The following is a 24,814-nucleotide window of genomic DNA, read 5'->3' on the forward strand; positions in this document are numbered from 1 at the left end:
TGCACGGAGCCGGGTTAGCGATTGCGCGCGCGGCCGAGGTAGCCGCGCAGACCGAGGATGGTCTGAGCGTGAATCTGGCAGATGCGCGACTCCGTGAGGTTGAAAACGGCCGCGATTTCCGCCAGGCGCATGTTCTCGAAGTAATACATGGCGAGGATCTTCTTCGGTATATCGGGCAATTCGGAGATTCGTTGAGTCAGAAGCTCCAGCAGCTCGCGCTTCTCGAGGTTTTCGCGACCGGTGACGTCGGTCTCGTCCTTGAGCAACTCGTGCAGGGAAGCGCCTTCGCCATCCTCGTTCTCGTTGCGGTGATCGATCGCGAGGAAGGTCACCGGCCGGGCATCCTCGACCCACTTCGCATAATCCTTCTGCGTCAGCCCGAGGGCGGAACAGATTTCCTCGTCGCTCGCCGCGCGACCGAGCTTCTGCTCCACCTCAATGATGGTCTCCTTGAGCTTGCGCGAGCGGGCGCGGGCGCGGCGCGGACACCAGTCCATCCGCCGCAGCTCGTCCAACACGGCGCCGCGGATACGCATGGCGGCGTAGCTGGCGAAGGTGCACCCCTGCTCCGGGTCGAACTTGCGGACCGCCGCGATCAGGCCGGTGACGCCCACGCTGTAGAGGTCGTCAGCATCGATATGCGTCGGCAGATTCAGTTTGATCCGGTCGACTACGTTGCGGACGAGGTAGAGGTGGCGCTCGATCAGATCCTTCTCATCGACGTTGCTGGGCGAAACGCCTTGATAGGCGCGCCAGACTGTCTTGGGAGCGGCATCCTTGCCTGAAGCGACGGTCGAATTCATGGGAGGGGGTAGCAAACAGGTTACCTAGTCTTGGGAGTCGAAGGAGTCGGGGCCGGTGCGGCGGCGGCCGCCGCGGTGTTCGCCGCGTGGCGGGCGAGAATGGTTTCGCGAATGCCGCGGACGAGCACGGTCCAGAACCAGCGGAAAAGCAGCGCCCCCGCCAGACAGCCCACCGCCGCATCGAGCAGGATGCGGTCGGCCGCGCGACCGGCCCAAAAGCCAGCGGCGGTGGCGAGGAGAAACCCGGCGACTCCGCCGGCGAGGAAGACGAATTTCATGACGCTGAAGAGGAGAAAGGAGCATCGAGCCGCCCACGGCGGTCGCCATGACGGCTAGACGCGGAACCATGAGCTTGGAGGCATTCGCCGCAGAAGAAACGCGCGGAGCGCGCGTCGGCGGCCGAATCACAAAGTTTTGAAATGGTCGTCATGGATGCGATCAATTTTCCGGAAGTGTGCGCCGCGCGATGGCGCCGGAAACATCCTCTTCGCAGTCGCCCGTGAGAGACGGGCCCGTGGCGAGAAACAGCGGCTCGAGCTCGGCGTCGAAGAGATAGTCCCAGAGTTTGCCCCACTGCGGCACCTCGTCGAGGTGCGTGAAAACCAGATGCGTTGCGCCGAGGTCGCGCCCGGCGGCGTAGGCCGCGCGGATCGCGGCGCGATCGTAGGCGGCGTTCAGCACGAGCACGCGCTCCTCGATCGCCTCGCGGTCCAGCCATTCGGCGAGCGCCTTGTTGTCCGAAGCGCGGCGCGGCGAGATGCTCGGCAGATCGAAATACACGAAACCTCCGGGCACCGCCGGTTGCGTTTCGCAGGGGAAATGCGCCAGCGGCACGCCCAACGCCTCGGCGAACACCGGCAGCGGCCCGAGCGGATTCGGACGGTCGAACTCGATCGTGACCACGTGACCGATGCGCGCGCGGCGGAAGACTTCCGTCGAAAGCCATTTGCACAGTGCGGTGGTGCGCCCGACGCCCGCCGTGCCGAGGAACGCCGCGCGGGAAAGTGGCGCGCGTCCCGGACGCGCTTCCGCGCGCTCGCGCAGCAAGCGGGAGGTCTCCGCCAGCGCGCGATGCAACGGCAGCCGCGCGATCTCGGGCCAGTGAGCGCCCGACTGCAGCCGCGTGAGCGCCGTTTCCGTGAGACCGGAGCGACGCAGCAGGTCGGCGATGCCGACCGGCGTGTGCCGGATGTCGGGTCGTGAGAGCGGCGTGCGGCTCGGTTCGGCTGCGGGCGCGGACGTTGCCGGCTCCGCCGGCTCGGAGGAGACGGCGGTAAACGATTCATCGAGGTCCTGGTCGACCGGCTCGTCGACCCCCTGATTCAGGCGCGGCGCGGCGGCTTCGGCGGCGGGGGCGTCGATCTGCGCAATCACCTCGAGCTGCGGCGAGCTGAAGAGCTTGCGCAAGCCCTTCGGTTCGACCGAGCGGACGGAGAGCACGCGCGCCTCGGGCCCGAGCTTTTCGCGGATCAACGCCACCGCTTCCTCGGCGGAGCGGACCGTGAATTTGTAGGCACCTGGAGCGAGAGGGGGCATCGTGGTCGACATGGGGATCACGCGGCGGCTTTAAGTGGCGTCTCCGTGCGCGCGAGGTGCGCCGGCACGGGCACGATCCCGGCGTTTTCGATTTCGGTGGCGGCCGGCAGCTCCTGGAACGCCAGCACCGTGAGCCGCGGGAAGGAGGACTCGAAGAAACGCTTGAGCGGCAGCCGCACTTCGCTCGACACCACGAGGACCGTGGGATGGCCCTGCGCGGTGAGCTCGGCGATGCGGCGGTTGAGCTCGTCCAGCACGTGCCGGGTGGTCGCGGGATCCAGCGCCAGGCCCACTTCGGTCGGTGAGCGCTGCACCTTCGTGCCGAGCCACTGTTCGAACCGCGGATCGACCGTGACGGCACGCACCACGCCGGGCCGCACTTCGAATTCGGGAACAAAATACAGCCCGAGCCGCCGGCGAATGAGTTCGCTGAGGTCGTCCGGGTTCTTGGAGAGCGAAGCAAAATCGCCAATGCCCTCGAGGATGAGCGGCAGGTTGACGATGGAAATGTTTTCGCGGAGGAGGTTCTGCAGGACGCGCTGGATAATGCCGAGCGTGACGAGATCAGGCAAGAGCTCAGCGACGAGGGCCGGCTGCGTCTGCTTGAGGAAGTCGACGAGCGACTGCACCTCCTGCCGGCCGAGCAGGTGATGGGCGTTGGCTTTCAGCGTCTCGGAGAGGTGGGTGATGAGCACGGATGCGGGATCGACCACGGTGTAGCCGTTGATCTCAGCCGTCTTTTTCTCGGGCTCGTCGATCCAGGTCGCCTCCAGGTTGAAAACGGGTTCGTGCGTGGGCACGCCGCGCAACCGGACCTTGCTGGCGGCGACGTTCATCGCGAGCCAGCGGTTCGGATGCAGCTGACCGCGCGCGAGCGCCTTGCCGCGGAGCAGGAAACGATAGTCGTTGGGCTCGAGCTCGAGATTGTCGCGGACCGCCACTGGCGGCACCACGATGCCCTTTTCGCGGGCGAGCGTCTTCCGCACGCCCGTGACGCGAGCGAGCAGATCGCCGCCGGCCTTGGCGTTGGCGAGATTCAGCAGTCCATAGCCCAGCTCGATCGCGAAGACATCCACTTCGATGAGCTTGCGCACATCCTCGGTGGGACCGCTGGCGGGCGCGGCGGCGCCGGCGGCGCCGCCCGCCGCACCTTTGCCCGCGCTCTTGCCGGCAGCGGCCTTCTCAGCCGCGGCGGCCTCGGCGCCGAGCGCGTGCCCGGTCTTGTCTTCCTGATCCTTCAGCATCTTGCCGAGGAACCACGAGAAAGCCGCGAGCCCGGCGAACGGCAGCAGCGGCATGCCCGGCATGATGCCGAAGCACATCAGCATGCCGGCGGCGATTTTCATCGCGCGCGGATACCGGAACATCTGGCCGGCGAGTTGGTGACCGAGGTTGTTGTTCTCCGAGGCGCGAGTAACGAGGACACCCGCCGCGACCGACAGCACGAGCGAGGGAATCTGGGACACCAGGCCGTCACCGATGGACAGCAGCGTGAATTTCTGCAGCGATTCGCCAAGGGAAAGACCCATCTGCAGCACGCCAATGGCGAAACCGCCGATGACGTTGACCAGCGTGATGATGATGCCGGCAATCGCATCGCCGCGTACGAACTTCGAGGCGCCGTCCATCGCGCCGTAGAAGTCGGCTTCTTTCTGCACCTTGACACGGCGCGCGGTGGCCTGGACTTCGTCGATGATGCCGGCGTTGAGCTCGGCATCGATCGCCATCTGCTTGCCGGGCAGCGCATCGAGCGTGAACCGCGCGCTGACCTCGGCGATACGACCCGCGCCCTTGGTGATGACCACGAAATTGATCACCACGAGAATGAGGAATACGACCGCACCGACGATGTAATTGCCCTGAATGACGAAGTGGCCAAACGCGTCGATGACCTGGCCGGCGTAGCCTTTGACGAGCACGAGCCGGGTCGAGCTGATGTTGAGCGCAAGCCGGAAGAGCGTCAGCGCCAGCAGCAAGGTCGGAAAGCTCGAGAACTCGGGCGGGTCCTTGATGTAGATGATCGCCAGCAGCACCAGCATCGAGAGCCCGATGTTCAGCGCGAAAAAGAAATCCAGCAGCACCGTCGGGATCGGCAGGATCAGCAGCAGGACGGTGATGAACAGACCGGCCGTCAAAACCAGATCGGCGCGCTTCATGAGCGCGTTGAACGGGGTCGAAGCTGGAGCGGGGGTGGGCACGTTCAGAGGGCGGCCTCAAGCCGGCGGGCCTTGAGCCGGTGGAAATAGTAACGATGCGTGCGATACACGACGGCGAGGATGCTCGCCACCGCCTGGTAGAGCTCGGGCGGGATCGCCTCGCCGACCTTGCCCATCGAGAAAAGCAGGCGCGCGACCGGCTTGTTCTCGACCATGGGCACGCCGTGTTCGGCGGCGATGGCCTTGATGCGCTGGGCAAAACGGTTCTCGCCCTTGGCGAGCACGACCGGCGCCGCGTCCTTGCCGCGCTCGTACTTCAGCGCCACGGCGAAGTGCGTCGGGTTGGTCACGACCACGTCCGCCGTCGGGACCGCGGACATCATCTGCCGCTGCGTGAGCCGGCGGGCCATGCGGCGCATCGCCATCTTCGCCTGCGAACTGCCCTCCTGGTTCTTGTGCTCATCCTTCAGCTCCTGCCGGGTCATCATCAGATCGCGGTGCGTCTTGAACTTTTCGTAGGAGTAGCTGATGGCCGTGATGACTCCGAGGGCGAGGATCAGCCGGGAGAGAAACACATAGGTGGCGTCGGTGAGAAACTGCCCCAGGTAGGCCGCTTCGACGGGCGCGCTGAAGAGCGGGTCCATCATCAAGCCCCGCGCGCCGAGGTAGAGCGCGGCGCCCAGGGCCACCAGCTTGAGGAGATCGACGCCGGCGCGCACGAGTGCGGATTTGTTGAAGACCCGCTTGAACCCCTCGACCGGGTTGAGCCGCTCGGGCTTGAAGCCGAACGCTTCAGGCGTGAGCCGGAAACCGCTCTGCACCCCGCCCGCCAGCAACGCGGCGACGACGCAGGCGAGCAGCAGTGGCGCAAGCGCGGTGCCGCTGGTGAGCATCGCCTCGCCAAAATAGGCGCGGATGGTGTCGTGCTCGACCTTCATCGAGCCGAACCGTGAAAACAATGAAGCCGCATAGGTGGCGACCTCGCGCGAGGCCTCGCGTACGCTGAAGCTCAGCGCCGCCAACACCGCGACCAGCAGAAAGAGCACCGCGAGCTCCGGCGAGCGCGCAAACTGGCCGCGATCCATCGCCTCGGAGAGCTTCTTTTCGGACGGCTGCTCGGTTTTTTGGTCTTGGTCGTGCTCGGCCATGCGCGACGGGCCTTGAGCAGCGGTAATGCCAAGGGGTTATTTTCGGATTTTAGCCACTCACCACCAACAAATTAAACTTAAAACTCCATCGAGGCCGGACGCTCCGTCGCGGCCGCGCCGCAAAACGAAATCCGGCAGGCAATTTTTGCCGGCATCCTGCCTCCGCTGCCGCGCGACTGCATTCGCGCCAGGGACGGAGCCGACTCAGCGAGCGAACAACTGCAGCATGCGCACCGGGGTGTCGTCGAATTCCAAGTAAAGGTAGCGCGCGATCAGCGTGCCGCCCGAGGCGAGCAGCGTGAAGCCGGCGATCAGCCGCATCGAGAAGCTGACAATGAAAACATTCATTTTCGGCAGCACGCGCCCGAGCACGGAAAACGTCAGCAGTACGAGAAAGTTCATCGCGATGAACGGCGCGGCGATTCGCACCCCGACTTCGATGAGATGCGAGGTGGCGTTGATGAGGAGATCGCTGGCGGACGGCGCGAGCATCGGCTGGCCGGCGGGCGCCAGCACGAAGCTGCGGGCCAGGCCCGAGAGCATCATGAGATGGCCGCCGAACGCGAAAAAGAGCACGACCGCGAAGGTGCTGATGAGCGCGGTCATCGGTTCCGTGGCCGGCTCCGGCACGCCCATACCCCCGCCCATCGTGATGCCAATCTCCGACGAAAGGATGCGCCCCGCCATTTCCACCGCGGCGAACGCCAGGCGCACCATGAAACCGAGCGCGAGGCCCACCAGAATTTCCCCGGCCGTCGCAGCGAGCAGCCCCCAAAGGGTCGCCGGCACGCTGGATTCGGGCACGACGCCCGCGAGCAGCGACGCGATGCACACGCAGATGCCCAACCGCGCCATCACCGGAATCGGCCGTCCCGCCACCAACGGCAGCTGGAGGATCACACCCAGCGTCCGCAGGAACACCATCATCCAGGTGACGAGAAATCCGAGAGTCATCGTGTGAAGTGAGCGCGGACAACGGGCCATGCGAGGGCAGCAGCAGCCGGCGAGCCCGCTGCCAGCCGCCCGCTCAATGCCCGAGCGTGCCCATCCGGCTGATCATCGTGATCGCGAATTCGGAGAGCGATCGCAGCAGCCACGGCGTAAGGATCAGCAGCAATCCTCCGATGCCGATCAGCTTCGGGATAAACGTCAGCGTCTGCTCCTGCAGACTGGTGATGGATTGCAGCAAGCTCGTCACCAAGCCAATCACCAGCGTCAGCAGCAGGAAAGGCGCGGCGATGTAGAGCGCGAAGACGACCGTGGTCTTGAAAAAATCGATCGCGAGTTCGGGATTCATACGCCGAGGGTTGAGAGTTGGGTGTTGAGAGTTGAGCGGTGAAAGCAGCGTGAGTGGGACGGAATCGTGTCGGGTGATCGGTCTCCCACCACAGCTCTCAACCTGTTCAGGTAACGAAGCTCTGGACGAGCGAACGGACGACGAGATGCCAGCCGTCGACGAGCACGAACAGCAGCAGTTTCAGCGGCAGCGCGACGGTGACGGGCGGCATCATCATCATGCCCATCGCCATCAGCACCGACGCCACGAGGAAGTCGATCACGAGGAACGGCAGGAAAAGCAGGAAGCCCATCTGAAACGCTGTCTGGAGTTCGCTGATCACAAACGCCGGGATGACGACGCGAATCGGGAGATCTTTCACCGCCGTCGGGCCGAACCCGCCGAGCTGGAGGAAATACTCGATGTCCCGGGTGCGGGTCTGTTTCAGCATGAACTCCTTCAACGGCACTGTCGCATGATCGAGCGCCTGCGTCGCAGTGATCTGTCCGTCCAGGTACGGTCGCAACGCCTCTTGGTTCACGCGATCGAACACCGGGCCCATGAGGAAGAACGTGAGGAAGAGCGCGAGGCCGATGACGATTTGGTTCGATGGCGCGCTCGGCGTGCCGAGCGCGGTACGCACGAACCCGAGTACGATCACGAGCCGGGTGAACGTCGTCATCAGCAGTACGATCGACGGCGCCACGGAAAGCAGCGTCATCACGAGGACGATCTGCACCGCCACGCTCACCTGCCCCTGCTGGTTGGTGCCCTCGAGGCCGATGGAGAGCCGCAGCGGATCCTTGTTGGTCGTGCTGGTCGCCCCCGGCGTGGTCGCGGGACTGGCCGCGGGGTTGGCGGGTGCCGCCGCGGGGGTGGTCGGGAAAACCACGGCTGGCGGCGTCTGCGCGGCCACGGTCGGCCCGAGCACGAAGCCCATGAGCACGAACGCGAGCGCGAAAATGGCCCGCAACCCCGATGCGTTGCAGCGAGAGCGGGACGCCTGCTCTCCCCGGCTCGAGTTCAGCGCGTTCATGAGCGCGGCCGGTCGACCGGTGGAGTGGAATCGTTGAGCGGCGCGAGCAGATCGATCCGGCCCGGGCAGACGCCGAGCAGATATTTGCGATCCTGATAAGTCGCGACCACGAGGTATTGGCGGGCACCGAGCGAACGCGTCTCCTCGATGGCGAGCTGCCGGGGCGCCGTGCGCAGCCCGGTGAACGGAGTGCCCTTGCCGCGCCACAGCATCCAGCCGCCTGTCGCCGCCAGGGCGACCGCCGCGAAGGCGGTGAGCGCGCCCATGCCGCTGCCGCGCGCCGGTGAGGCCGCCTGCTGGGCCGAGCTTTTGGGCGTGATGATCTCGTCCTGATTCGCGGGCGCGGCCAACGCCCCTGACGCGCCGAAGGCAAGAGCCAGCGCGCATGCGGCGAAGCCCGACCGCCAGCAGGAGCGCGATCGCTGCGGGAGAAGCCTCACGGCGCCTTCTCGCTCCCGACGAGCTCCGTGATCTTGATGCCGAAGTTGTCTTCGACGACCACCACCTCGCCGTAGGCCACGAGCTGGTCGTTCACGAACAAGCCGACCGGATCGCTCGCGTGCTGCGTGAGCTGCACGACCGAGCCGGGTGAGAGTTCGAGCACCTCCCGCATCGGCAACTGGACGGAACCGAGCTGGACGGTGACCTTCACCTTCACGTCGAGCACGATATCAAGGGCTTTTTCTTCCATCGGATTTGAGCGGGTTCGCAGGACCCGGGACGGTTTTGCGCGTGAGCTGCACGGCCACGCGATCGCTGTCGAGGCCGACCGTGCCAACAAACTTGGGCACGTTGTTCAGCAGCACGCGGGTTTCGTGAAAAATGGAAGCGGGCAGTTCGAACACGTCCCCGACGCGGAGACTGACCACCTCGCGCAGGCTGATGTCCATCGCCGACCACTCGGCCCGCACCGGCACCTTGATGTGCTCGTAGGCGGCCTGCCACTCCGCCTTCTTGGCGGTGGTGGAGACGGCGGTGTCCTTCTGCCGGCGCGCCTGCATTTTTTTCACCACCGGCTCGATGGTGTAATACGGCACGCCGATCTGGATCTGCTCGGAGCAATCGCCGAAGTTGGCCTCGAGCGTGAGGATCAGGACGATCGCGTCCTTGGGCGAAGTCTGCAGGAACCGGCCGTTGTTTTCATGGCCGATGATCTGCGGCCGCAGCTCCTGCTCGGTTTTCCACTGCGTACACCATTCTTCGAGGACGATGTTCACCACGTCCTCCAGCAGCGCGATTTCGATTTCGGTGAGATAGCGCTCGGCTTTGACGGAATGGCCACGGCCGCCGAGCAGCCGGTCGGCGATGGTGAGCGCGAGACGCGGATTGATGTCGAGAATCCCGACGCCGATGAGCGGCTCGACCTTGAAGAGGCACAGGTGCGTCGGACTCGGCAACGAGTCCGTGAACTTGGCGTAGGTGGCGGTGGTCAGCTTCGCCATCTTCAGCCCCAGCTCCATCCGCAGATAGAGCGAGAGTCGCGCGGCGAGATAGCGGATGAAATCTTCGTGCAGCAGCCGCAGCCGGCGCAGCTCCACCTCGGACAGGAAAACCGGATTGCGGAAATCGTAAGGCTCAACCTTCAGGACCGGCGTGGGCCCGCGCGCGCCCTCGGGGCGGAGCAGGAACTGCTTCGGCGGGGCAACCGCCATTTCCTGCGCGAGCAGCTTATCGATCTCGGATTGATCGAGAATGCTGCCGGTGGAGTTGGAGGGATCGTCGGCCATTACTGCACCACGAAGTCCGAAAAATACACCTGCTCGGCGACCTTGCGGCCGAGCGCCTGGTTGTAAGCGGAAACCAGCTTCTCGCGCAGCACGTTCTTGGCGCCCGGCTCTTCGAGATCGGCGAGCGAGAGCGACGACAGCACGTTGAGCGTCACGTCAGTCAGCCGCGCCTTGTTCGTCTCGAAGACCGACTTGATCTCCGGATCGCTGCCGGTGACGAGGAAGCTCGTCTTGAGATAGCGCGTGCCCATGGTGCCCGAGAGGTTGACCACCATGTTTTGGAACTCGTAATTCGGCGCCGAGTCCTTGCCGTTTTTGCCGTGCGCGCCCCCCTCGCCGTGGCCTTCCTCCGTCGCCACCTGTTCGGCCACCGGCGCGGCGCCGAGTTTCTTCTCGAGCTGGGGAATCAGCACGAACTGACAGACCGCCCAGGTACACACCGGCGCAAGCACGACCGTCGCAATCGCCGGCAGCCAGGCTTTGAGTCCGCCGGCCGCGGACGGCGCGGCGGCGGAGAGCGCGGGTGCGGCTGGCGCCGACGCCGCGGGCGCGGGTGCCCCGCCAGGCGCGGCAGCGGCAGGAGTGGGAGCGGCTTTGGCCATCAGATAAGTTGAGGGTTGAGAGCTGAGGGTTGAGAGTCCGGAGGTCGGGAGTTGATCGCCGCCGAACGCGCGCTCTCAACTCTCCCCTCTCAACTCTCAACCAGCTTAGCTGCGCTTCAGGTTGACGATGTCTTCCAGCACCGAGTCGGACACGGTGATCAGCCGGGAGCCGGCCTGGAAGCTGCGTTGCGTCGTGATGAGGTTCGAAAACTGGTCGGTCAGGTCGACGTTCGACTGCTCGAGGACGCCGGTCTGAATCTTGCCGGTGCCGTTGACCCCCGGGACCTCCATGTTGTCCGCCACCGTGGAACCGGTCGCCGAGAAGTTATAGAGGTTGTTCGCCTGGCGCATCAGCCGCGACTCGTCCGAAACCGACATCACTCCGATCGAGCGCGTCGGGTTCACCGCCGGATTGGCGGGATCCAATACCGGATCGGGAGCAGGCGGCACGGAGGTGTCGGCGAGGTCGTACGTACGTCCATAGAGCACGGACGTGCCGTCCGTCGCGTACGCGGTGATCGTGCCATCGCTGCCGATGCTCACGGAAGCGAGCTCGGAATACGGAGCGGGCTCGTAACCATCGTGAACACCGGTGGCATCGTAGGTCTTCTTCAGTCCGCTCACCTGGACGGGCTGTCCCATGTCGTTGAGCACGTTGTAGCCCTGCACATTTTTCAGATAGCCACCGGTATCGAAATGGAACGAGCCGTCGCGCGTGGCAAACTGGTTGCCGGTCGCGTCCTGCACGACGAAATAACCGCGGCCGGAGATGCCGAGATCGTTGTTGTTGCCGGTGGCGACCAGGGGGCCCTGCGTGAAGTTCGTACTGATCCCGGCCACCTGCACGCCCGTGCCGATCTGAACGGCCGAATCCGTGGCGGTCGCCGCGCGCAGCGTGTTGCTGAAGGTGTCGCCGTAGGTCGCCGACGAGCTCTTGTAGGCCGTCGTATTGACGTTCGCGATATTGGAGCCGATCACTTCCAAGCCCTTGCTGAAAGTACGGACGGCGCTGACGCCTGAGGTAAGAGTGCCGATGAGAGGCATAGTCGGTTGAGTTGAAGGTTACGGATTCGTGGTCGTGCTATCGGAAGGGGTGGGCGCCGGCTCGACGAGCCGCACCGCAGAAAGCGCATAGGTCAGATCGCCGACCACCAGCCGCGGGGCGCCATCGGTGATCTCGACGCCGGAAACGACGCCGGTGGCCGTCGCGCCATTCTCGTCGGCAAACGTCACCTGGCGGCCGATGTAGCTGTTGGCCGTGGCGGCGTCCTGCATCGTGCTGAATTGCTTCATCTGCGTGAGCAACGCTTTGGATTGATCCAGCGCGGTAAACTGGGCCATTTGCGCGATGAACTCCGTGTCTTCCATCGGGCTCATCGGGTCCTGCTGCTGGAACTGCACGGTCAGCAGCTTCAGAAAATCGTTTTGATCCAGCGTCGTCTTTTTGGGCGCCGGCGTGTTGGTGCCGCTGTTACCCTCCGTGGCGGCAGCATACGTTCGTTCAGTGGATGTGGCGGAGGTGACTTGCATAGGAGTTCAGGCGAGAACGGAGAGGTGCCGCGCGGTGCCGTGCGGCGCGTGCCGCGGTCCAGCCGCAGCAGCGGTGAGCGGCGCGTCGGTCCGGGCGCGAGCGACGGCCGGCGGGGCGAATGCGGTCGCCTTTTCCCACTGGCTCTGGGGCGTTCCTGATTCGCGCTGTTGGGACGCACCATGCTCTCCAGACGCGGGACCGCCGGCCGAAGTTGAAGTGAAGACCGGGTCCGCCAGTCGCTGTGACCGATCGGTGGGCTGCGTGTTGACGACGCTCTGCCATTCCTGCGCGAGCGCGTTGCACAGCTCCGGAGAATCAGTGCGAAAAGTTGTGTGCACGCCGTCAGGGCGCATCTCGACCCGCACGGCGACGTCGACACCCGAAATGGAGAACTGCAGGTTCACCCCGCGCTGCGTGCCGTGGGCAAAATGATCCACGACCGCCATTGCCGAGTCCACCGCCCGGCGCGCCGAGCTCGTGAGGGAGTGAGCTGTCGTTTCCGCCGCGTCCTGCACCAGGCTATCGAACGTCAGCGGCGCCGCCGCGAACGACATCGAGTCGTTCTCGGCGAAGACTGACGGGGTGGGATGCGCGAGCGCGGGCATGCGAGCCTGGGGTTTAGCAGCGTTGATGCCAAAGGCTGCAGAACGATTGGTAAGTGACTCGACCGAAGCAGCTAGGACGTTTTTTTGTTTCCCGCTTGAAACTGAGAGCGATCCACTCGCGTCGCGATCGGGCGTACCGGCAATTTTTTCCGCGCCGCGATAGGGCTGCGGAAGAGAGGACGTCAGGCCCCCTGCCGTGGGCTGCGAAACGGTCCCGTCGAGGCCCATCGGAGCTCGACCGCTCGCGGTCAGCGTCGCGCGGTCGCTGGAGGATGCAGCATCCAGCACGGTGGCAGCGGTGGGCACCCCATCCCGCGCACGTTCGGGATTCGGCAGCGACGCGTAGTCGGGGGTTGGATTCGTTGCTGTCCCCCTCAAGCTCACCCCGGGCGCATCAAACGCCGCCGCGTTGGCAGTCGAAGACACCATCGCTGCCGGCGTCCCCTGCGAGGCGATAGCGGGCGACGACACATCGGCGCTCGGCGCAGGGCTCGGCCCATGGTTGGGCAAGCGGTCGTTCGGCACCGTCGATTCGCGGCCCGACGCCCTGCTCACTGGCGACTGTGCGAGGTCGTTCGAAACGGCCGTCGTGCTGCCCGGCGCAGGTGGCATGGAACTCGAAACATCGGCTAGGTCGGATTTCGGCGCCTGCCGAGACAGCGTCGGAACGTTGCCCGCAAGTAGAGACACGCTCGCCGCCATCGTTTGCGAAGCGGCGGTCGCGTCGACCTCGCCCGACATGGAGCTCCCCTCACCCTCCCCGGCGCTGAGCGAGACATCCACCATGATCAACTCACCCGCAGGACTGGCGACCACCACGCTTGGGCCGTTCGCCGCAAGCCACGCGGCGGTAATCTCGGCGGCAACTTGAGGGCTGACCTCCGCAGGCGTGGCGGAAGCAGAGGGTGTTTCGGTTGGAGCCGCCGCGCCACGGGTACTTGTCAAAGCACCCACGGTCGTCGACGCGGTAGCGCTTCTTTGTGGACGGGCCGGTTGTGCGGCCACCCCAGGCGCGGGCGAGCGGTGCGCGGGCAATGGCGTCGTCGCGTCTGCGGCGACCGCTGCGACCTCCTTCGCCGCCCGTACTGACGCAGCCGCGGCGGCCGAGGTCGCCGAGCTGGGACCGTTGTCCGTATTCGCCGAGGCCGACGGCCCGGTCTGCGCTGCAGAATCGGAGGCGGAAAGCGGTACGCTCTGGTCGGGCGGCATCGGAGCCGAACTCGGCGTCACGAGTGCGTCGAGCGGAGGCGGCATGACTTCGCCCGACGCCGGCGCTGGAACGTTGTTCGCGTTCGCGCCAACCGTCGCCGGCGTGCCGCGCGGGTTCTCCGTCGTCGCGGCCGCTGACGCGGCTGACTTCGTTTGCGCCGACAACACCGCGCTAAAATTTCCTGCAGCCGCGTTAGCGTCGGCAGGAAGGCCGGCAGGCGGAAGCGCTGGCTGCCCGCCTGGAGCGGCGGGCGGAGCGGCGAGAAGATCGAGGAGAGTGGAGGAGGCGGAGAGTTGCATGCATGGGAAGACCCTCCGTGGATGCGAAACCGCGCCGGTCCGTGGCGCGGCGAAGAGGTTTTAGGTGCTGCCGGCTTTCTTGGCTTTCATCAGCCGGAGTTTCTCGGAAAGGATCGCGGCCCGACGGGACAATGGAGTGCCGTCGGTGCCCGTCGTCTTGCTCATCTCTTCAAAGATGGGGCCGACGACGTCGGGCTTCATGAGGAACAGAATTTTGGTGGCCGTGACGTCATCGAGTTCGCGGATGATGGCGACCGCGGCGCGCGGCGTGAGGTTACCGTAGGTTTGGGCAAGGCCGCGGAGGTTCTTTGCCTCATCGTCGCGGATCTGAATCACCTTGTCGGCGATCTCCTTGCGCAGGCCCTCAATCTCGGCGCGGATGGTGGCGAGCTCGCGCTCCTCGGCCGCGAGTCGCGCGGCGCGCTGGTCGAGCAGTTCCCCTTCCTTGCGGAGGCGTGCGCGCTCCTCCTTGAGTTCGTTGGAAAGATTCTCGATTTCGATCGTCCAGAAATCCCAGCCTTTTTCCTTCTTCGGTGCGGTGCTGGCGGCCTTCTCGCGCAGCTCCGCCACGCGCGCGAGCACGACGGCGCCCGCGCGCCAGAACGTGGCCACGCCGATCCCGACGGCGAGCAGCAGGCCCACCGCGGCGGTGAGGAAGGGATTTCGCAGGACCTTCATACCGGTATACTCATCGGCCGGATCCGGCGGTGACTGGCGAAATCATCCGCCTCGGCCTGCTCTTCCTTGTCGGCCTCGTGCCGGTGCTTGGCCCGGGCCTTTTCCTCGAGACGCTGGACCACCTCCAGTTGACGGTGGGCCTCGAGATATTCGTCGCGTCGGCGATGCATTTCCTCGCGCGCGGCATTCACCCGGCGTTCGGCCTCGACCTCGGCCTCGCACTCGCGTTGATAATCGGCGAGCAGCAGGGCCGCTTCAGCGGCGCGGAACGTCTGCTGGCGCCCGGCGAAGAGGGCACCTTCCAGCGCGCGCATCCGGACGCGCGTGCGGTTGAGCTCCTCTTCCGCCTGAACGTAAAGGTGCACGGCGGAGGCGAAGGCTTCCCGGGCCCGGCTGTCGCGGTGGGCCCGCAGGACGGCGACTGGACGAAGGGCGAAACGGAATCGTTTCATGTGAGAATTTTCTTCAGGAGTTGAAAGCTCTGCTCCCGCGGCGTGTGCTCCTCGATCGGCTGGCGCAGAAACCCGCGCAGCGGTTCGTGGAGGGCGATGGCGCGGTCGAGCGCGGCGTTGGCGCCCTTTTGATAGGCACCGATGGAAATGAGATCCTCGTTCTTGCGATACAGCGCGAGATGCTCCCGCGCTTTCGCGGCCAGTGCCACCTCGTCCGGCGTGCACACGTCGCGGATCAACCGGCTAACGCTTTCGAGCACGTCGATGGCGGGATAGTGGTTGAAATGCGCCAGCGCGCGGGACAGCACCACGTGGCCGTCGAGAATACCGCGCACGGCGTCGGCCACCGGCTCGTTCATGTCGTCGCCTTCGACGAGCACGGTGTAGAGCGCGGTGATCGCGCCCAATTCGCCCGCACCCGTTCGCTCCAGCAGCCGCGGCAACAACGCAAACACCGAGGGCGTGTAGCCCCGCGTCGCGGCGGGTTCGCCCACGGCCAGGCCGATCTCGCGTTGCGCCATCGCAAACCGCGTGACCGAGTCCATCATGAACAGGACGTTCTTGCCCTCGGCGCGCCAGGCTTCGGCGATGGCCGTGGCCGTGAAGGCCGCGCGCAACCGCAGCGGCGCCGGCGTATCGGACGTCGCCACGACGACGATGGCCCGCTTCAAGCCTTCGGGCCCGAGATCTTTTTCGATGAACTCGCGCACCTCGCGACCACGTTCGCCCACCAGCGCCACCACCACCACGTCGGCTTCCGAGCCGCGGGCGATCATGCCCATGAGCGTGGATTTGCCGACGCCGGAGCCGGCGAAAAGGCCGAGGCGCTGGCCGCGGCCGAAGGGCGTGAACGCGTCGAGCGCGCGGACGCCGGTCTGAAACGAATGATGAATCCGCTGGCGTCGCAGCGGGTGCGGCGGCGTGGCATCGCGACCCACGGAGCGATCGACCGGGAGCATGCCCAAGCCGTCGTACGGACGACCCAGCGCATCGAGCACGCGGCCGAGCATCTCCGGGCCCGGCTTCGGCAGCGGCGGGCGATCACAGGCCGCCACCTCGCAGCCGACGTGCAGGCCCGTCGCATCGCCAAGCGGCATGAGCAGCACGCGGTGTTCACGGAAGCCGACGACTTCCGCGCGCACCGTGAACTCCGAACGCGGTGAGCGCACGAGGCAGAGCTCGCCAAGCCCGACATTGGGGCCATCCGATTCGATGATCAGCCCCGCCACGCCGGTAACCGCCCCCAGTCGTTGCACGGGCGGGAGATGCCGCACTTGCGTGCGGAGCGTCTCGACCAGCGGGGCAATCGACAGGGTGGACATGGCGGTTACGCGGCGGGCGCGGGCGACGAATCGTCGTCGTGGGCCGCCGGACTCGGGGAAATTGCGGACTGCTCCGACGGAGTGGAAAGAGCGATCACGGCCGCGGTGTCTTTCTCCGCGGCGCGACCCGTGACGCTCCGGGTGCCGACGGCTCCAAGGCTGGCGAACCACTGGCGCAGCGCCGAGTGCTCCAGCGCGGAGACCGGACCGGCCACGGCGCAATTCAGCGGAGTTGGCGTGAATGCGCTCATGCGGCGGACAAGCTGTTGGCCAGCGCGTCGATTTTCACCTGCTGCCGGGCGTCGGTAATTCCGAAACGGCTGCGCACCTGGCAATCGCCCGGCAGGAACGACGGCTCGACGCTCACGCGCAAGCCCGGATAGCGCTCCATCCAATTCGGCGTGAGTTTCGCAAGCACCTCCGCATCGTGCGCGCTCACCACCAGCTCGAGATTGTCGCGTTCCGGGAACAGCGCCGTGACGGCTTCTTCGCACAACCGCGAGATCACCTCGGGTGGCGGTTCGTAGCCGGCGAGCAGCCGCCGCGCGATTTCGATCGCGAGTCCCGGCAGCGCGTCACGAATCTGACCGAGGAAGAGTGGCTCGAGACTGGGCAACCGCTTCAGCAGGTTGTCATGGAGTTGCCCAACGTCCGCCCGGAACTCGACGATCTGCTGATCTGCGAGCCGGCGCGCGTCGTCGATTCCGCGCCGGTAAGCGGTCTCGGTCGCGGCCGCGAGTTCCGCCTCGGTGAAGGTGCGTCCGGTTAGGCCCGGCGCGGATACGGCGGTCATCGGACGATCGAAAGCGATGAGCTTGGTGAAGGCCATGATCAGGCGTCGCTCCGCAACCGGGCCAATCGCGCCAGCGTCCGCTCGGGCCCGGACGGCGGGCGCGAACGATCCGTGAGCCGCTGCATCGGCAGCTTCGGCAGCGTGCAGCGACTCAGCCGGCGATGCTCGTGACGGAGTTGGCAGCGGATCGTGAGTTGAAGCATGGGAGGGGAAAGTTACGTGACGAGGCTCTCGCTCGCATCGGCATCGAGCGTGATCTGCCCTTCTTCCTCGAGCCGGCGAACCACCTGGATGATGGCATCCTGAGCGGCCTCGACGTCCTTGAGCCGGACGGGCCCGAGCATTTCGATTTCCTCGCGAAGGCTTTCGCCCGCGCGCTTCGAGATCGCCGCGTAGAACTTGTCGCGCAGGCTCTCGCTCGCGGATTTCATCGCGACCGCCAGGCTCGAAGAATCCACTTCGCGCAGCACGCGCTGCAGGTCCGCCGGCAACAGGCGGCCCAGATCCTCGAAGCTGAACAGCTTCTTGCGAATGGCGGCGCCCAGCTGGGCATTGCGCTCCTCGAGCCGCGTCAGGAGCGTCTTGCTCATGTCCTTTTCGAGCTGATTCAGCAAATCGGCGACGGCGCGCACGCCGCCGCTGCGGTGGAAGGACGGCCGCGCTTTCGTGTCGAAATGTTTGCCGAGGCTGCGGGCGATCTTGCCGACGAGATCGAGTGAGGTGGACTCGATGGTGCCGAGCCGCTCGATCACTTCCTCGCGCAGATCGGGCCCGAGCAAGCCGAACACCTCCGCGGCCTTGTGCCCGTCGAGATACGAGAGCACAAACGCGATCGTCTGCGGCTGTTCGTTCTTGATCAGGTTGAAAATCTGCCGGCCCTCCATATCGCTGATCTCGCGGATCACGTCGACCGACGTGCCCACCGGTCCGACGCGGGAGATGATGGCGGAAGCCTTGTAGTCGCCTTTCGCGATTTCGAGCGTGCGCTGCGCGTAATCCAGACCGCCCAATGCGGAGCTGTGACTGGCGGCGATCAGTCCCGCGAACTCCTCGAGCGCCTGCTTCTGCATGGCCTCGGGGATCATCGTGAGCTGCGACATCTCGCGGCAGAGCAGCTCAATCTCGGGCTCTTCAAAATGCTTGAGAATGTTCGCCGCCGCCTCGGGGCCGATGACCACGAGGAAAATCGCGAGCTTCTGCTGGCGGTTGGCTTTGACGAAATCGAGGTCAGGCATGGGACGAACCGGTCGACCTTAGTTTTTCGTCGAACTCGCCGACACCCAGTCGCGCAGGGCGACGCCGATGTTGGCGGGTTTCTGGCGGATCAACTCGTTGAGCAGATCGGGGGTGACGCCGTTGGACGTGGGAAGCGAACGCGTGGCCGCTTCCGGAGAGAGGGAGAGAACTTCAATCGGCACCGGCTCGGGCTTCTGCCGGCGCAGCATCCGCCAGAACACGAGGAACACCGCGGCCGCGGCGACCACGGCGATCCATCGGCTGCCCGCCTCGATCCAACCCTGCCAGCGGTTCTCCTGCTCGATCGCCGCGATCTGGGCCGGAATTTCCTCGGCGCTCTGGAAGGGCGTTTCCTGCAGCGAAACCACGGTGTCGAGCGACTGGCCGGCGGGGATCTTGAGGCCGAGGGCGTTGACCACGAGCTGGCGGAGGGCGTTGAGCTCTTCCGCGCTGCGCCGCTGCGGTTCGCCCGGCGCGGCCCCGGCGGCGGCGGGCGCGGCCAGGCGCGGCGCGACGAACACCGCCGCCGTGAGATTTTTGACGCTGCCCGGATTGCGCGTCGTGTTGAGCGTCGTCCGGTTGATTTCGTAAGTCGTGGAGCGATTCTTCCGGCTTTGCTCGGTGTTCGAGACGGGGCGCGCGGCCTCCGTGCCAGGGTTCTTCTCGGGCACATTCGCGCTCACGCCCACGACGCCACCCGCCGAGCGCGACTCGGCCGAAGAGGAAGTGTCCTCGGTCACGGTCTGGGTCCGCACCACCTGGCCCTCGGGATCGAAGCGTTCCTCCGTGATGGCGACGGCCTCCGTGTCGATTTCCGCGGATACGCGGACGACGGCATTGCCGGGGCCGATCACGGCGGCGAGCATCGTCTCGACCTTCTTGGCGAAATAGTCCTCGACCTGCTGGCGATAGCGGATCTGCGACGAAGCCGTGCCGAGCGTGGGATCCTGTTTCAGCTCCTCGGAAAGCACATGGCCGCGGTTGTCGACGACCGCGACCTGATCCGGGGCGAGCCCCTGCACCGCGTTGGCGACGAGGTGGCGGATCGCGTTCACCTGGTCGGTTTCGAGCCGCTTGCCACCCACATCGACGAAGACGGAAGCGGTGGATTTGACGCTTTGATCCGTGAGCAGCAGCCGGTTTTCCGGTTGGACGATCATCACGCGGGCGGCACGCACGCCCTGCAGCTGCATGATGGTCCGGGCGAGTTCGCCTTGGACAGCCCGGAGGTAGTTCGTGCGCTGCACGAAATCGGACAAGCCGAACTGCCCCTTGTCGAAAATCTCGAACCCCACGCCATCGCCGCTCGGCAGGCCTTTCGAGGCGAGATCCATCCGGAGCTTGTAGACCTGATCGGAGGGAACCTGCACGGCGGTGCCGCCGGCGGTCACGATGTGCGGAATGTTCTGCGTCTGCAGCTGGCCGATGATCGATGCGGCGTCCTTCTCGCTGAGCCGCGCGTAGAGCAGCTGGTAGTCGGGCCGGCGGGACCACAGGACGACCGTGATCAGACCGGCGACGACCGCGAGCGCGGCGACGACCAACGAAACTCGTTGGTTGAGTCCGAGCTGTTTCCAAAGCTCGAGGAGGGATTGCAGAAATTTCTTCATCAGTCAGGTGAGAGGAGGACGGCTGGAGCGAGCGGGCGGGCGAAAACTCACACCTGCATGCGCATCAGCTCCTGATACGATTCCACGAGCTTGTTGCGGACCTCCACCATCATGGAGAACGCCACCGAGGCTTCCTGCATCGCGATCACGCTTTGGTGGAGCTGATCGGATTCACCGAGCAGAACCTTGCGTGTCGCCTCCTGCGCGATGGTTTGTTTTTCCACCACCGTGCCCACCACGCCATCGAGCAGTTGGCCGAAGCCCTGCGTGGGGGTCGCGGTGAGCGGACCCGAAGGCGTGAGCGCCGTCTTCGGCAGCGGCGCGTCGATGCGGGTGAGCAGGCCGGATTGGAGAGGAGAAATCGTGCCGACGGGAGACATGGGTGAGAAGCTGAGAGCAGAGAGTCTAGAGCTGGGAGTCCGAGCTGGGATCCAAGACGGGGTGCGAAGAATGAGATGGGCTGCGTGTTCAGGTTTCGGGCTCTAGACGCTGGACTCTGCGCTCTTGGCCTATTTGCCTATTTGGAGAGTTTTCACGGCCATCTGTCGTGCGTTGCGCACTACGGCCAGATTGGCCTCGTAGGCCCGCGAGGCCGTGATCAGGTCGACCATTTCGTAGGAAAGATTCACGTTGGGCATCGTCACGAGACCGTCGGGCCCGGCGTCGGGATGCTGCGGATTGAACACCTGCTGGCCGGGGCTGCGATCGGCGGTGACATTGGCAACCTTGACGCTTTGCAGCGCGGGGCCGGACAGACCTTCGCGGCGAACCAGCTCTGTCTCGAACGAAACGACCTGCCGTTGATACGGTCCGCCGTTCGGCGTACGAGTGGTCTGCGCGTTGGCGATATTCTGCGCGACCATGTCGAGCCGCGTCTTTTGCGCGTTGAGCGCGCCCGCGGTGATGTCGATGCCGGAGATGAGATTCATGCCGGGTCAGAAGCGTTACATCGCCGTGCTGCGGCCGGTAATGGCCATGCGCAGCTGCCGCAGGTTGTTCGAGACCAGCTCGGTGAGATACTCGTGTTGCACCGCGTTCTTGTTCATCGCGAGCAGCTCGCGCTCGATTTCCACCGTGTTGCCATCGGGACGCAGGCTCCGGGCGGTCAGATCCTCGACCAACCGCGGTTTCAACCGCTCGCCCGACGTGCCCAATTCGCCGGCGGCGAGACTCGATTTCAGCTGGGCCTCGAAGTCCGGCGCGATGTCGAGGCGGTGATAGCCCGGCGTTTCCGCGTTCGCGACGTTCGACGCGATCGCCTCCTGGCGCAGGACAGCGGCATCGAGAAGCTTCCGAGCGAGCTGGTAGTTGTCAGCTTGGAAGATCGGATCAATCATTTCGGCGCCTGCTAAGCAAAGGAGGTGCCATGGCGCGGGCATGTATTATAAGCTCCTAGCTCACAGACGAATAAACATGACGCGAAGCCGCGGAGACCGATCGCCTGAAGCGTGGTGTCGCGCACCGGCAAGATTTGCCGGCCGCCCGGCTGAATCCGCCAAGCTGCACTTCATTCTTGCCGGTGGGAGACGATATAGTCGGCACTCCTCATGAGGGAAAGTGAGTTCGAGTTTATCCGGAATCTCGTTTACGAACGCAGCCGTATCAACTTAAGCCCGGATAAGCGCGAGTTGGTCTCTGCGCGTCTGGGCAAGCGGCTGCGCGCCATGAAGCTGCACAGCGTCGGTGAATATTGCCGGCTGCTGAAGTCGCCGGATTCCGAGGGTGAGCTGGCGAACCTGATCGACGTCATCTCGACCAACCACACGTTCTTTTTCCGCGAGACCTCCCATTTCGATTTTCTGCGTACGACGGTCGTGCCCGAAATGAAGGCCCGCGCGGCGAAAGAGCGCTGGTCCCGGCTGCTCGTTTGGAGCGCCGCGTGCTCGTCCGGCGAGGAACCCTACTCCATCGCCATCACGCTGGCCGAGGCGTTGACCGGCTGGCCGTGGCAGGTGCAGGCGACCGACATCTCCCATCGCGTGCTCGAAAAGGCTCGCCTGGGTATCTATCGCGACGAGACGGTGGACCGACTGCCGAAAATGACGGTGCAAACCCACTTCCAACGCGGGTTCGGTCCGCAGGACGGCAACTATCGGGTGAAGGCCGCGCTCCGCAGCCAGGTGATGTTTCGCCACCTGAACCTGCTCGAGGGAGAACCGCCTTTCAATGAGCTCTTCCACGTGATTTTCTGCCGCAACGTGATGATCTACTTCGATCGCCCGACGCAGGAAGAGCTGGTCAACAAGCTCGCCCGCCGGCTGGTGCCAGGCGGATATCTTTTCGTCGGCCACGCGGAAAGTCTCACGGGCATTCACCATCATCTCCAAACCGTCAAACCGGCCATCTATCGACGGCCTGCGACACATCCGTTATGAACCGTCGCATCCGGGTACTCATTGTCGACGACTCGGCCGTCGTCCGAAGACTCGTGACCGAGGCGCTGCGGGCCGATCCCGAAATCGAAGTGGTCGGCACGGCGGCGGATCCCTACGTGGCGCGCGATCGGATCAAGGAGCTCGATCCTGACGTGCTGACGCTGGATCTGGAAATGCCGCGGATGGATGGGCTGACCTTCCTGCGGATCCTGATGGACCAGCACCCGATGCCCGTGGTGATCATGAGCTCGCTTTCCCAGAAGGGCTCGGACTACGCGCTCGAGGCGCTGCGGCTCGGAGCCTTCGACGTGCTCGGCAAGCCATCGGGGGCGTATTCCTTCGGCGACCTCGGCGCGCAGCTGATCGCGCGCGTCAAGGCCGCGGGCGGCGCGCGGCTCCGGCGGCCGTCGACCGGCACCGCGGCGGCGCCCGTGCGCACGGCGCCGCGAACCGGCGCGGCCTCGGCGCGGCAGCTGATCCTGCTCGGCGCTTCGACCGGCGGCACCGAAGCGTTGCGCGAGGTACTGACCCGACTGCCCGCGGGGTTGCCGCCGATCGCGGTGGTGCAGCACATCCCGCCGGTGTTCTCCAAGGCTTTTGCCGACCGGCTGAGCGCGCAATGCGCATTCGAAGTCCGCGAGGCGGCCGACGGCGACATGCTCAAACCCGGCCTGGCGCTGATCGCCCCGGGCAATTTTCACCTGATGGTCCAGTGGCACGCCGACCACTATCGCGCCCGCGTCACCACGGGTCCGCAAATCTGGCACCAGCGTCCCGCCGTCGACGTGCTGTTCAAATCGGCGGCGGATTGCGGCGCCGCGCCCCACGCCATCGCCGGCGTATTGACGGGCATGGGCAAGGATGGCGCGGAGGGGCTGCTGCGACTACGCGGGCTCGGTGCGATTACATTTGCCCAGGACGAGGCGAGTTGTGTGGTCTATGGCATGCCGCGTGCAGCTTGGGAAAACGGCGCGGCTCAACGACAGATTCCGCTCGACCGCATCGCAGATTTCATAGTCCATCCGCCTAGCCCGCCTCCGCCACTGTCTGACGCGAGCACCCTCGCGCCGGCGTTGTCATGACTGCCGCCAAGCCCGACTCCTCCCCTACCATCCTGATCGTCGACGACGAGCCGGTGGTGCTGGCCGCGTTGCAGCAAACGCTGGAACGGGAGCGGTTTCATGTCGTGGCGTGCACCAGCCCCACCAAGGCGCTGGCCATGGTGGCCGAACGCGATTTCGCGGTGATCATCTCGGATCAGAGGATGCCCGAGATGCTCGGTTTGGATTTCTTGATCGAGAGCCGGCGTATTCGCCCGCTCGCGTCACGGATTCTGATCACCGCGGTGTTGTCGCTGCCGACGATCGTCGACGCGATCAACAAGGGTGAGATTTTCCGCTTTGTCGCGAAACCGTGGTTGCGGGAAGAGTTGATCGCCACGGTGCGCAACGCGGTGCACCGGCACGAGCTGATCACGCAGAATCAGCTGCTCCAGGCGGAGACGCAGCGACTGAACGAGGAGTTGACGCAGGCGAACGCTTCGCTCGCGGCCCGCGTGAAGGATCTCGAGCAGCAGCGGCAGCATCTCGATGCCGCGAACCGTGAGCTCGCGGCGAGCTACGAACACTCGCTGGAGCTCTGCCGGCGCATTCTCACGACGTATGACCCGATCCTCGGCGGTCAGGCCAAGGCCCTGGTCGAATACGCGCAGCACATGACGCAGAGCGACCTGCTCGACGGCGCGCAAAAGCACGCGTTGCGCGCGGCCGCGTGGCTTTGCGACCTCGGCCTGATCGGCGTCCCGCGCGAAATGCTGCGGGCTTTCCGCTCGAAGATCGACGAACTTACCGACCGCGAGCGGGCGATGCTGCACAACCACCCGGTCTACAGCCAGACCTTGGCCGCGTTGGTGGATGATGCGCCAGGCGTCGGCGAAACGATCCGCGCCCATCACGAGCGCTACGATGGCTCGGGATATCCGGACGGTCTTGCCGGCGATGCGATTCCCTGGCCGGCCCGCTGCCTGGCCGTCGCGGTAGGCTACGTCGAATCCGGGCTGCCCAAAGCGGCGGGCATCGACCTGGTGCTGTCGCAATCCGGCACCGCTTACGATCCCGAAGCAGTGCGGCTTTTCCTCAAGGTCACCAATTTGGCGCAGCTCCCGCGGCAAGTCCGCGAAATCACGCTGCACGAACTCGAGCCGGGCATGGTGCTGGCCAATGGCATCTACAGCCCGCACGGTTTGCTGCTGATTGGCGAAGGCCAGGAATTGAGCCCGAACATGATCGCGAAGATCCGGATCCACAATCAGGCGACGCCGATCAACCAGCGATTGTTAGTCCGGATTTAGGCGCAATTAGCGTCGAATTTATCGGCCGGCCGCCTCAAGTTTGCCGGCCGGCGACCGTATAGTTTCCTC

Annotated in this window: 29 protein-coding genes; 3 read left to right on the top strand and 26 right to left on the bottom strand. The window is 65.2% G+C overall.

What is annotated here, in order from left to right:
- Positions 1-14: 14 nt before the first annotated feature.
- The 26 genes from OTER_RS02025 to flgB form a co-directional block, all read right to left on the bottom strand.
- Positions 15-803 carry a sigma-70 family RNA polymerase sigma factor gene (locus OTER_RS02025; protein ID WP_012373230.1) on the bottom strand — a complete coding sequence of 263 codons (789 nt, stop codon included), beginning with the start codon at positions 801-803 and terminating at the stop codon, positions 15-17.
- Between the two features lie 20 nt (positions 804-823).
- The gene (locus tag OTER_RS02030; RefSeq protein ID WP_012373231.1) at positions 824-1,081 is read right to left on the bottom strand and encodes a hypothetical protein; all 258 of its coding nucleotides are present in this window, start codon (positions 1,079-1,081) and stop codon (positions 824-826) included.
- A 160-nt stretch (positions 1,082-1,241) separates the two neighbouring features.
- Entirely contained in the window at positions 1,242-2,339 is a 1,098-nt protein-coding gene (locus OTER_RS02035) for a flagellar GTP-binding protein (protein ID WP_148217975.1), read from the bottom strand.
- Positions 2,340-2,356: 17 nt separating this feature from the next.
- The gene (gene flhA / locus OTER_RS02040; RefSeq protein ID WP_012373233.1) at positions 2,357-4,495 is read right to left on the bottom strand and encodes a flagellar biosynthesis protein FlhA; all 2,139 of its coding nucleotides are present in this window, start codon (positions 4,493-4,495) and stop codon (positions 2,357-2,359) included.
- A gap of 44 nt (positions 4,496-4,539) precedes the next feature.
- On the bottom strand, positions 4,540-5,643 hold the full coding sequence (locus tag OTER_RS02045) for an EscU/YscU/HrcU family type III secretion system export apparatus switch protein (protein WP_012373234.1): 1,104 nt from the start codon (positions 5,641-5,643) through the stop codon (positions 4,540-4,542).
- Between the two features lie 204 nt (positions 5,644-5,847).
- The gene (locus OTER_RS02050) at positions 5,848-6,597 is read right to left on the bottom strand and encodes a flagellar biosynthetic protein FliR (protein ID WP_012373235.1); all 750 of its coding nucleotides are present in this window, start codon (positions 6,595-6,597) and stop codon (positions 5,848-5,850) included.
- A 73-nt stretch (positions 6,598-6,670) separates the two neighbouring features.
- Positions 6,671-6,940: a flagellar biosynthetic protein FliQ gene (locus tag OTER_RS02055; RefSeq protein ID WP_012373236.1), complete on the bottom strand. Its 270-nt coding sequence runs from the start codon at positions 6,938-6,940 to the stop codon at positions 6,671-6,673.
- A gap of 106 nt (positions 6,941-7,046) precedes the next feature.
- On the bottom strand, positions 7,047-7,955 hold the full coding sequence (gene fliP, locus OTER_RS02060) for a flagellar type III secretion system pore protein FliP (RefSeq protein ID WP_012373237.1): 909 nt from the start codon (positions 7,953-7,955) through the stop codon (positions 7,047-7,049).
- Positions 7,952-8,395 carry a flagellar biosynthetic protein FliO gene (locus OTER_RS02065; protein WP_012373238.1) on the bottom strand — a complete coding sequence of 148 codons (444 nt, stop codon included), beginning with the start codon at positions 8,393-8,395 and terminating at the stop codon, positions 7,952-7,954. Before OTER_RS02065 ends, fliP begins: the two co-directional genes overlap by 4 nt.
- Complete coding sequence (fliN, locus tag OTER_RS02070) at positions 8,392-8,646, bottom strand: flagellar motor switch protein FliN (RefSeq protein ID WP_012373239.1); 255 nt, start codon at positions 8,644-8,646, stop codon at positions 8,392-8,394. Before fliN ends, OTER_RS02065 begins: the two co-directional genes overlap by 4 nt.
- Entirely contained in the window at positions 8,627-9,682 is a 1,056-nt protein-coding gene (locus OTER_RS02075) for a flagellar motor switch protein FliM (protein ID WP_012373240.1), read from the bottom strand. Before OTER_RS02075 ends, fliN begins: the two co-directional genes overlap by 20 nt.
- Positions 9,682-10,284 carry a flagellar basal body-associated FliL family protein gene (locus OTER_RS02080; protein WP_012373241.1) on the bottom strand — a complete coding sequence of 201 codons (603 nt, stop codon included), beginning with the start codon at positions 10,282-10,284 and terminating at the stop codon, positions 9,682-9,684. The genes OTER_RS02075 and OTER_RS02080 overlap by 1 nt, the downstream gene beginning before the upstream one ends.
- Before the next feature lie 105 nt (positions 10,285-10,389).
- The gene (locus OTER_RS02085; RefSeq protein WP_012373242.1) at positions 10,390-11,328 is read right to left on the bottom strand and encodes a flagellar hook-basal body protein; all 939 of its coding nucleotides are present in this window, start codon (positions 11,326-11,328) and stop codon (positions 10,390-10,392) included.
- Between the two features lie 18 nt (positions 11,329-11,346).
- The gene (locus OTER_RS02090; protein WP_012373243.1) at positions 11,347-11,814 is read right to left on the bottom strand and encodes a flagellar hook capping FlgD N-terminal domain-containing protein; all 468 of its coding nucleotides are present in this window, start codon (positions 11,812-11,814) and stop codon (positions 11,347-11,349) included.
- A 6-nt stretch (positions 11,815-11,820) separates the two neighbouring features.
- Positions 11,821-13,236 (bottom strand): hypothetical protein, encoded by a 1,416-nt coding sequence (locus OTER_RS25640; RefSeq protein ID WP_148217976.1) that lies wholly within the window; start codon positions 13,234-13,236, stop codon positions 11,821-11,823.
- Between the two features lie 753 nt (positions 13,237-13,989).
- Positions 13,990-14,607, bottom strand: coding sequence for a MotE family protein (locus tag OTER_RS02105; RefSeq protein ID WP_012373245.1), 618 nt, complete (start codon positions 14,605-14,607; stop codon positions 13,990-13,992).
- A complete protein-coding gene (locus OTER_RS02110) occupies positions 14,604-15,059 on the bottom strand; it encodes a flagellar export protein FliJ (RefSeq protein WP_012373246.1) in 456 nt (151 codons plus the stop codon). The genes OTER_RS02105 and OTER_RS02110 overlap by 4 nt, the downstream gene beginning before the upstream one ends.
- A complete protein-coding gene (locus OTER_RS02115; protein WP_012373247.1) occupies positions 15,056-16,381 on the bottom strand; it encodes a FliI/YscN family ATPase in 1,326 nt (441 codons plus the stop codon). Before OTER_RS02115 ends, OTER_RS02110 begins: the two co-directional genes overlap by 4 nt.
- A gap of 5 nt (positions 16,382-16,386) precedes the next feature.
- Complete coding sequence (locus OTER_RS02120) at positions 16,387-16,632, bottom strand: hypothetical protein (RefSeq protein WP_012373248.1); 246 nt, start codon at positions 16,630-16,632, stop codon at positions 16,387-16,389.
- On the bottom strand, positions 16,629-17,210 hold the full coding sequence (locus OTER_RS02125) for a FliH/SctL family protein (RefSeq protein WP_012373249.1): 582 nt from the start codon (positions 17,208-17,210) through the stop codon (positions 16,629-16,631). The genes OTER_RS02120 and OTER_RS02125 overlap by 4 nt, the downstream gene beginning before the upstream one ends.
- A 2-nt stretch (positions 17,211-17,212) precedes the next feature.
- Positions 17,213-17,377, bottom strand: coding sequence for a hypothetical protein (locus OTER_RS26070; RefSeq protein WP_012373250.1), 165 nt, complete (start codon positions 17,375-17,377; stop codon positions 17,213-17,215).
- Positions 17,378-17,389: 12 nt separating this feature from the next.
- Positions 17,390-18,409, bottom strand: a complete 1,020-nt coding sequence (fliG, locus tag OTER_RS02130) for a flagellar motor switch protein FliG (protein ID WP_012373251.1) — start codon at positions 18,407-18,409, stop codon at positions 17,390-17,392.
- Positions 18,410-18,427: 18 nt separating this feature from the next.
- The gene (gene fliF, locus OTER_RS02135; RefSeq protein WP_012373252.1) at positions 18,428-20,020 is read right to left on the bottom strand and encodes a flagellar basal-body MS-ring/collar protein FliF; all 1,593 of its coding nucleotides are present in this window, start codon (positions 20,018-20,020) and stop codon (positions 18,428-18,430) included.
- A gap of 47 nt (positions 20,021-20,067) precedes the next feature.
- Complete coding sequence (gene fliE, locus OTER_RS24865) at positions 20,068-20,400, bottom strand: flagellar hook-basal body complex protein FliE (protein WP_012373253.1); 333 nt, start codon at positions 20,398-20,400, stop codon at positions 20,068-20,070.
- 129 nt (positions 20,401-20,529) lie between these two features.
- Positions 20,530-20,949, bottom strand: a complete 420-nt coding sequence (gene flgC, locus OTER_RS02145; protein ID WP_012373254.1) for a flagellar basal body rod protein FlgC — start codon at positions 20,947-20,949, stop codon at positions 20,530-20,532.
- A 15-nt stretch (positions 20,950-20,964) separates the two neighbouring features.
- The gene (gene flgB, locus OTER_RS02150; protein ID WP_044891487.1) at positions 20,965-21,357 is read right to left on the bottom strand and encodes a flagellar basal body rod protein FlgB; all 393 of its coding nucleotides are present in this window, start codon (positions 21,355-21,357) and stop codon (positions 20,965-20,967) included.
- A gap of 210 nt (positions 21,358-21,567) precedes the next feature.
- On the opposite strand from flgB, the gene OTER_RS02155 reads away from it, so the two are divergent.
- From OTER_RS02155 to OTER_RS02165, 3 genes are read left to right on the top strand one after another with little or no spacing between them, the layout of a single operon-like run.
- Positions 21,568-22,395 (top strand): CheR family methyltransferase, encoded by an 828-nt coding sequence (locus tag OTER_RS02155; RefSeq protein ID WP_012373256.1) that lies wholly within the window; start codon positions 21,568-21,570, stop codon positions 22,393-22,395.
- The gene (locus OTER_RS02160; protein ID WP_012373257.1) at positions 22,392-23,477 is read left to right on the top strand and encodes a protein-glutamate methylesterase/protein-glutamine glutaminase; all 1,086 of its coding nucleotides are present in this window, start codon (positions 22,392-22,394) and stop codon (positions 23,475-23,477) included. Before OTER_RS02155 ends, OTER_RS02160 begins: the two co-directional genes overlap by 4 nt.
- Positions 23,474-24,745: an HD domain-containing phosphohydrolase gene (locus tag OTER_RS02165; protein WP_012373258.1), complete on the top strand. Its 1,272-nt coding sequence runs from the start codon at positions 23,474-23,476 to the stop codon at positions 24,743-24,745. The genes OTER_RS02160 and OTER_RS02165 overlap by 4 nt, the downstream gene beginning before the upstream one ends.
- Positions 24,746-24,814 lie beyond the last annotated feature (69 nt).

Source organism: Opitutus terrae PB90-1, assembly GCF_000019965.1.
In the GTDB taxonomy this organism is placed as follows: Bacteria; Verrucomicrobiota; Verrucomicrobiia; order Opitutales; family Opitutaceae; genus Opitutus; species Opitutus terrae.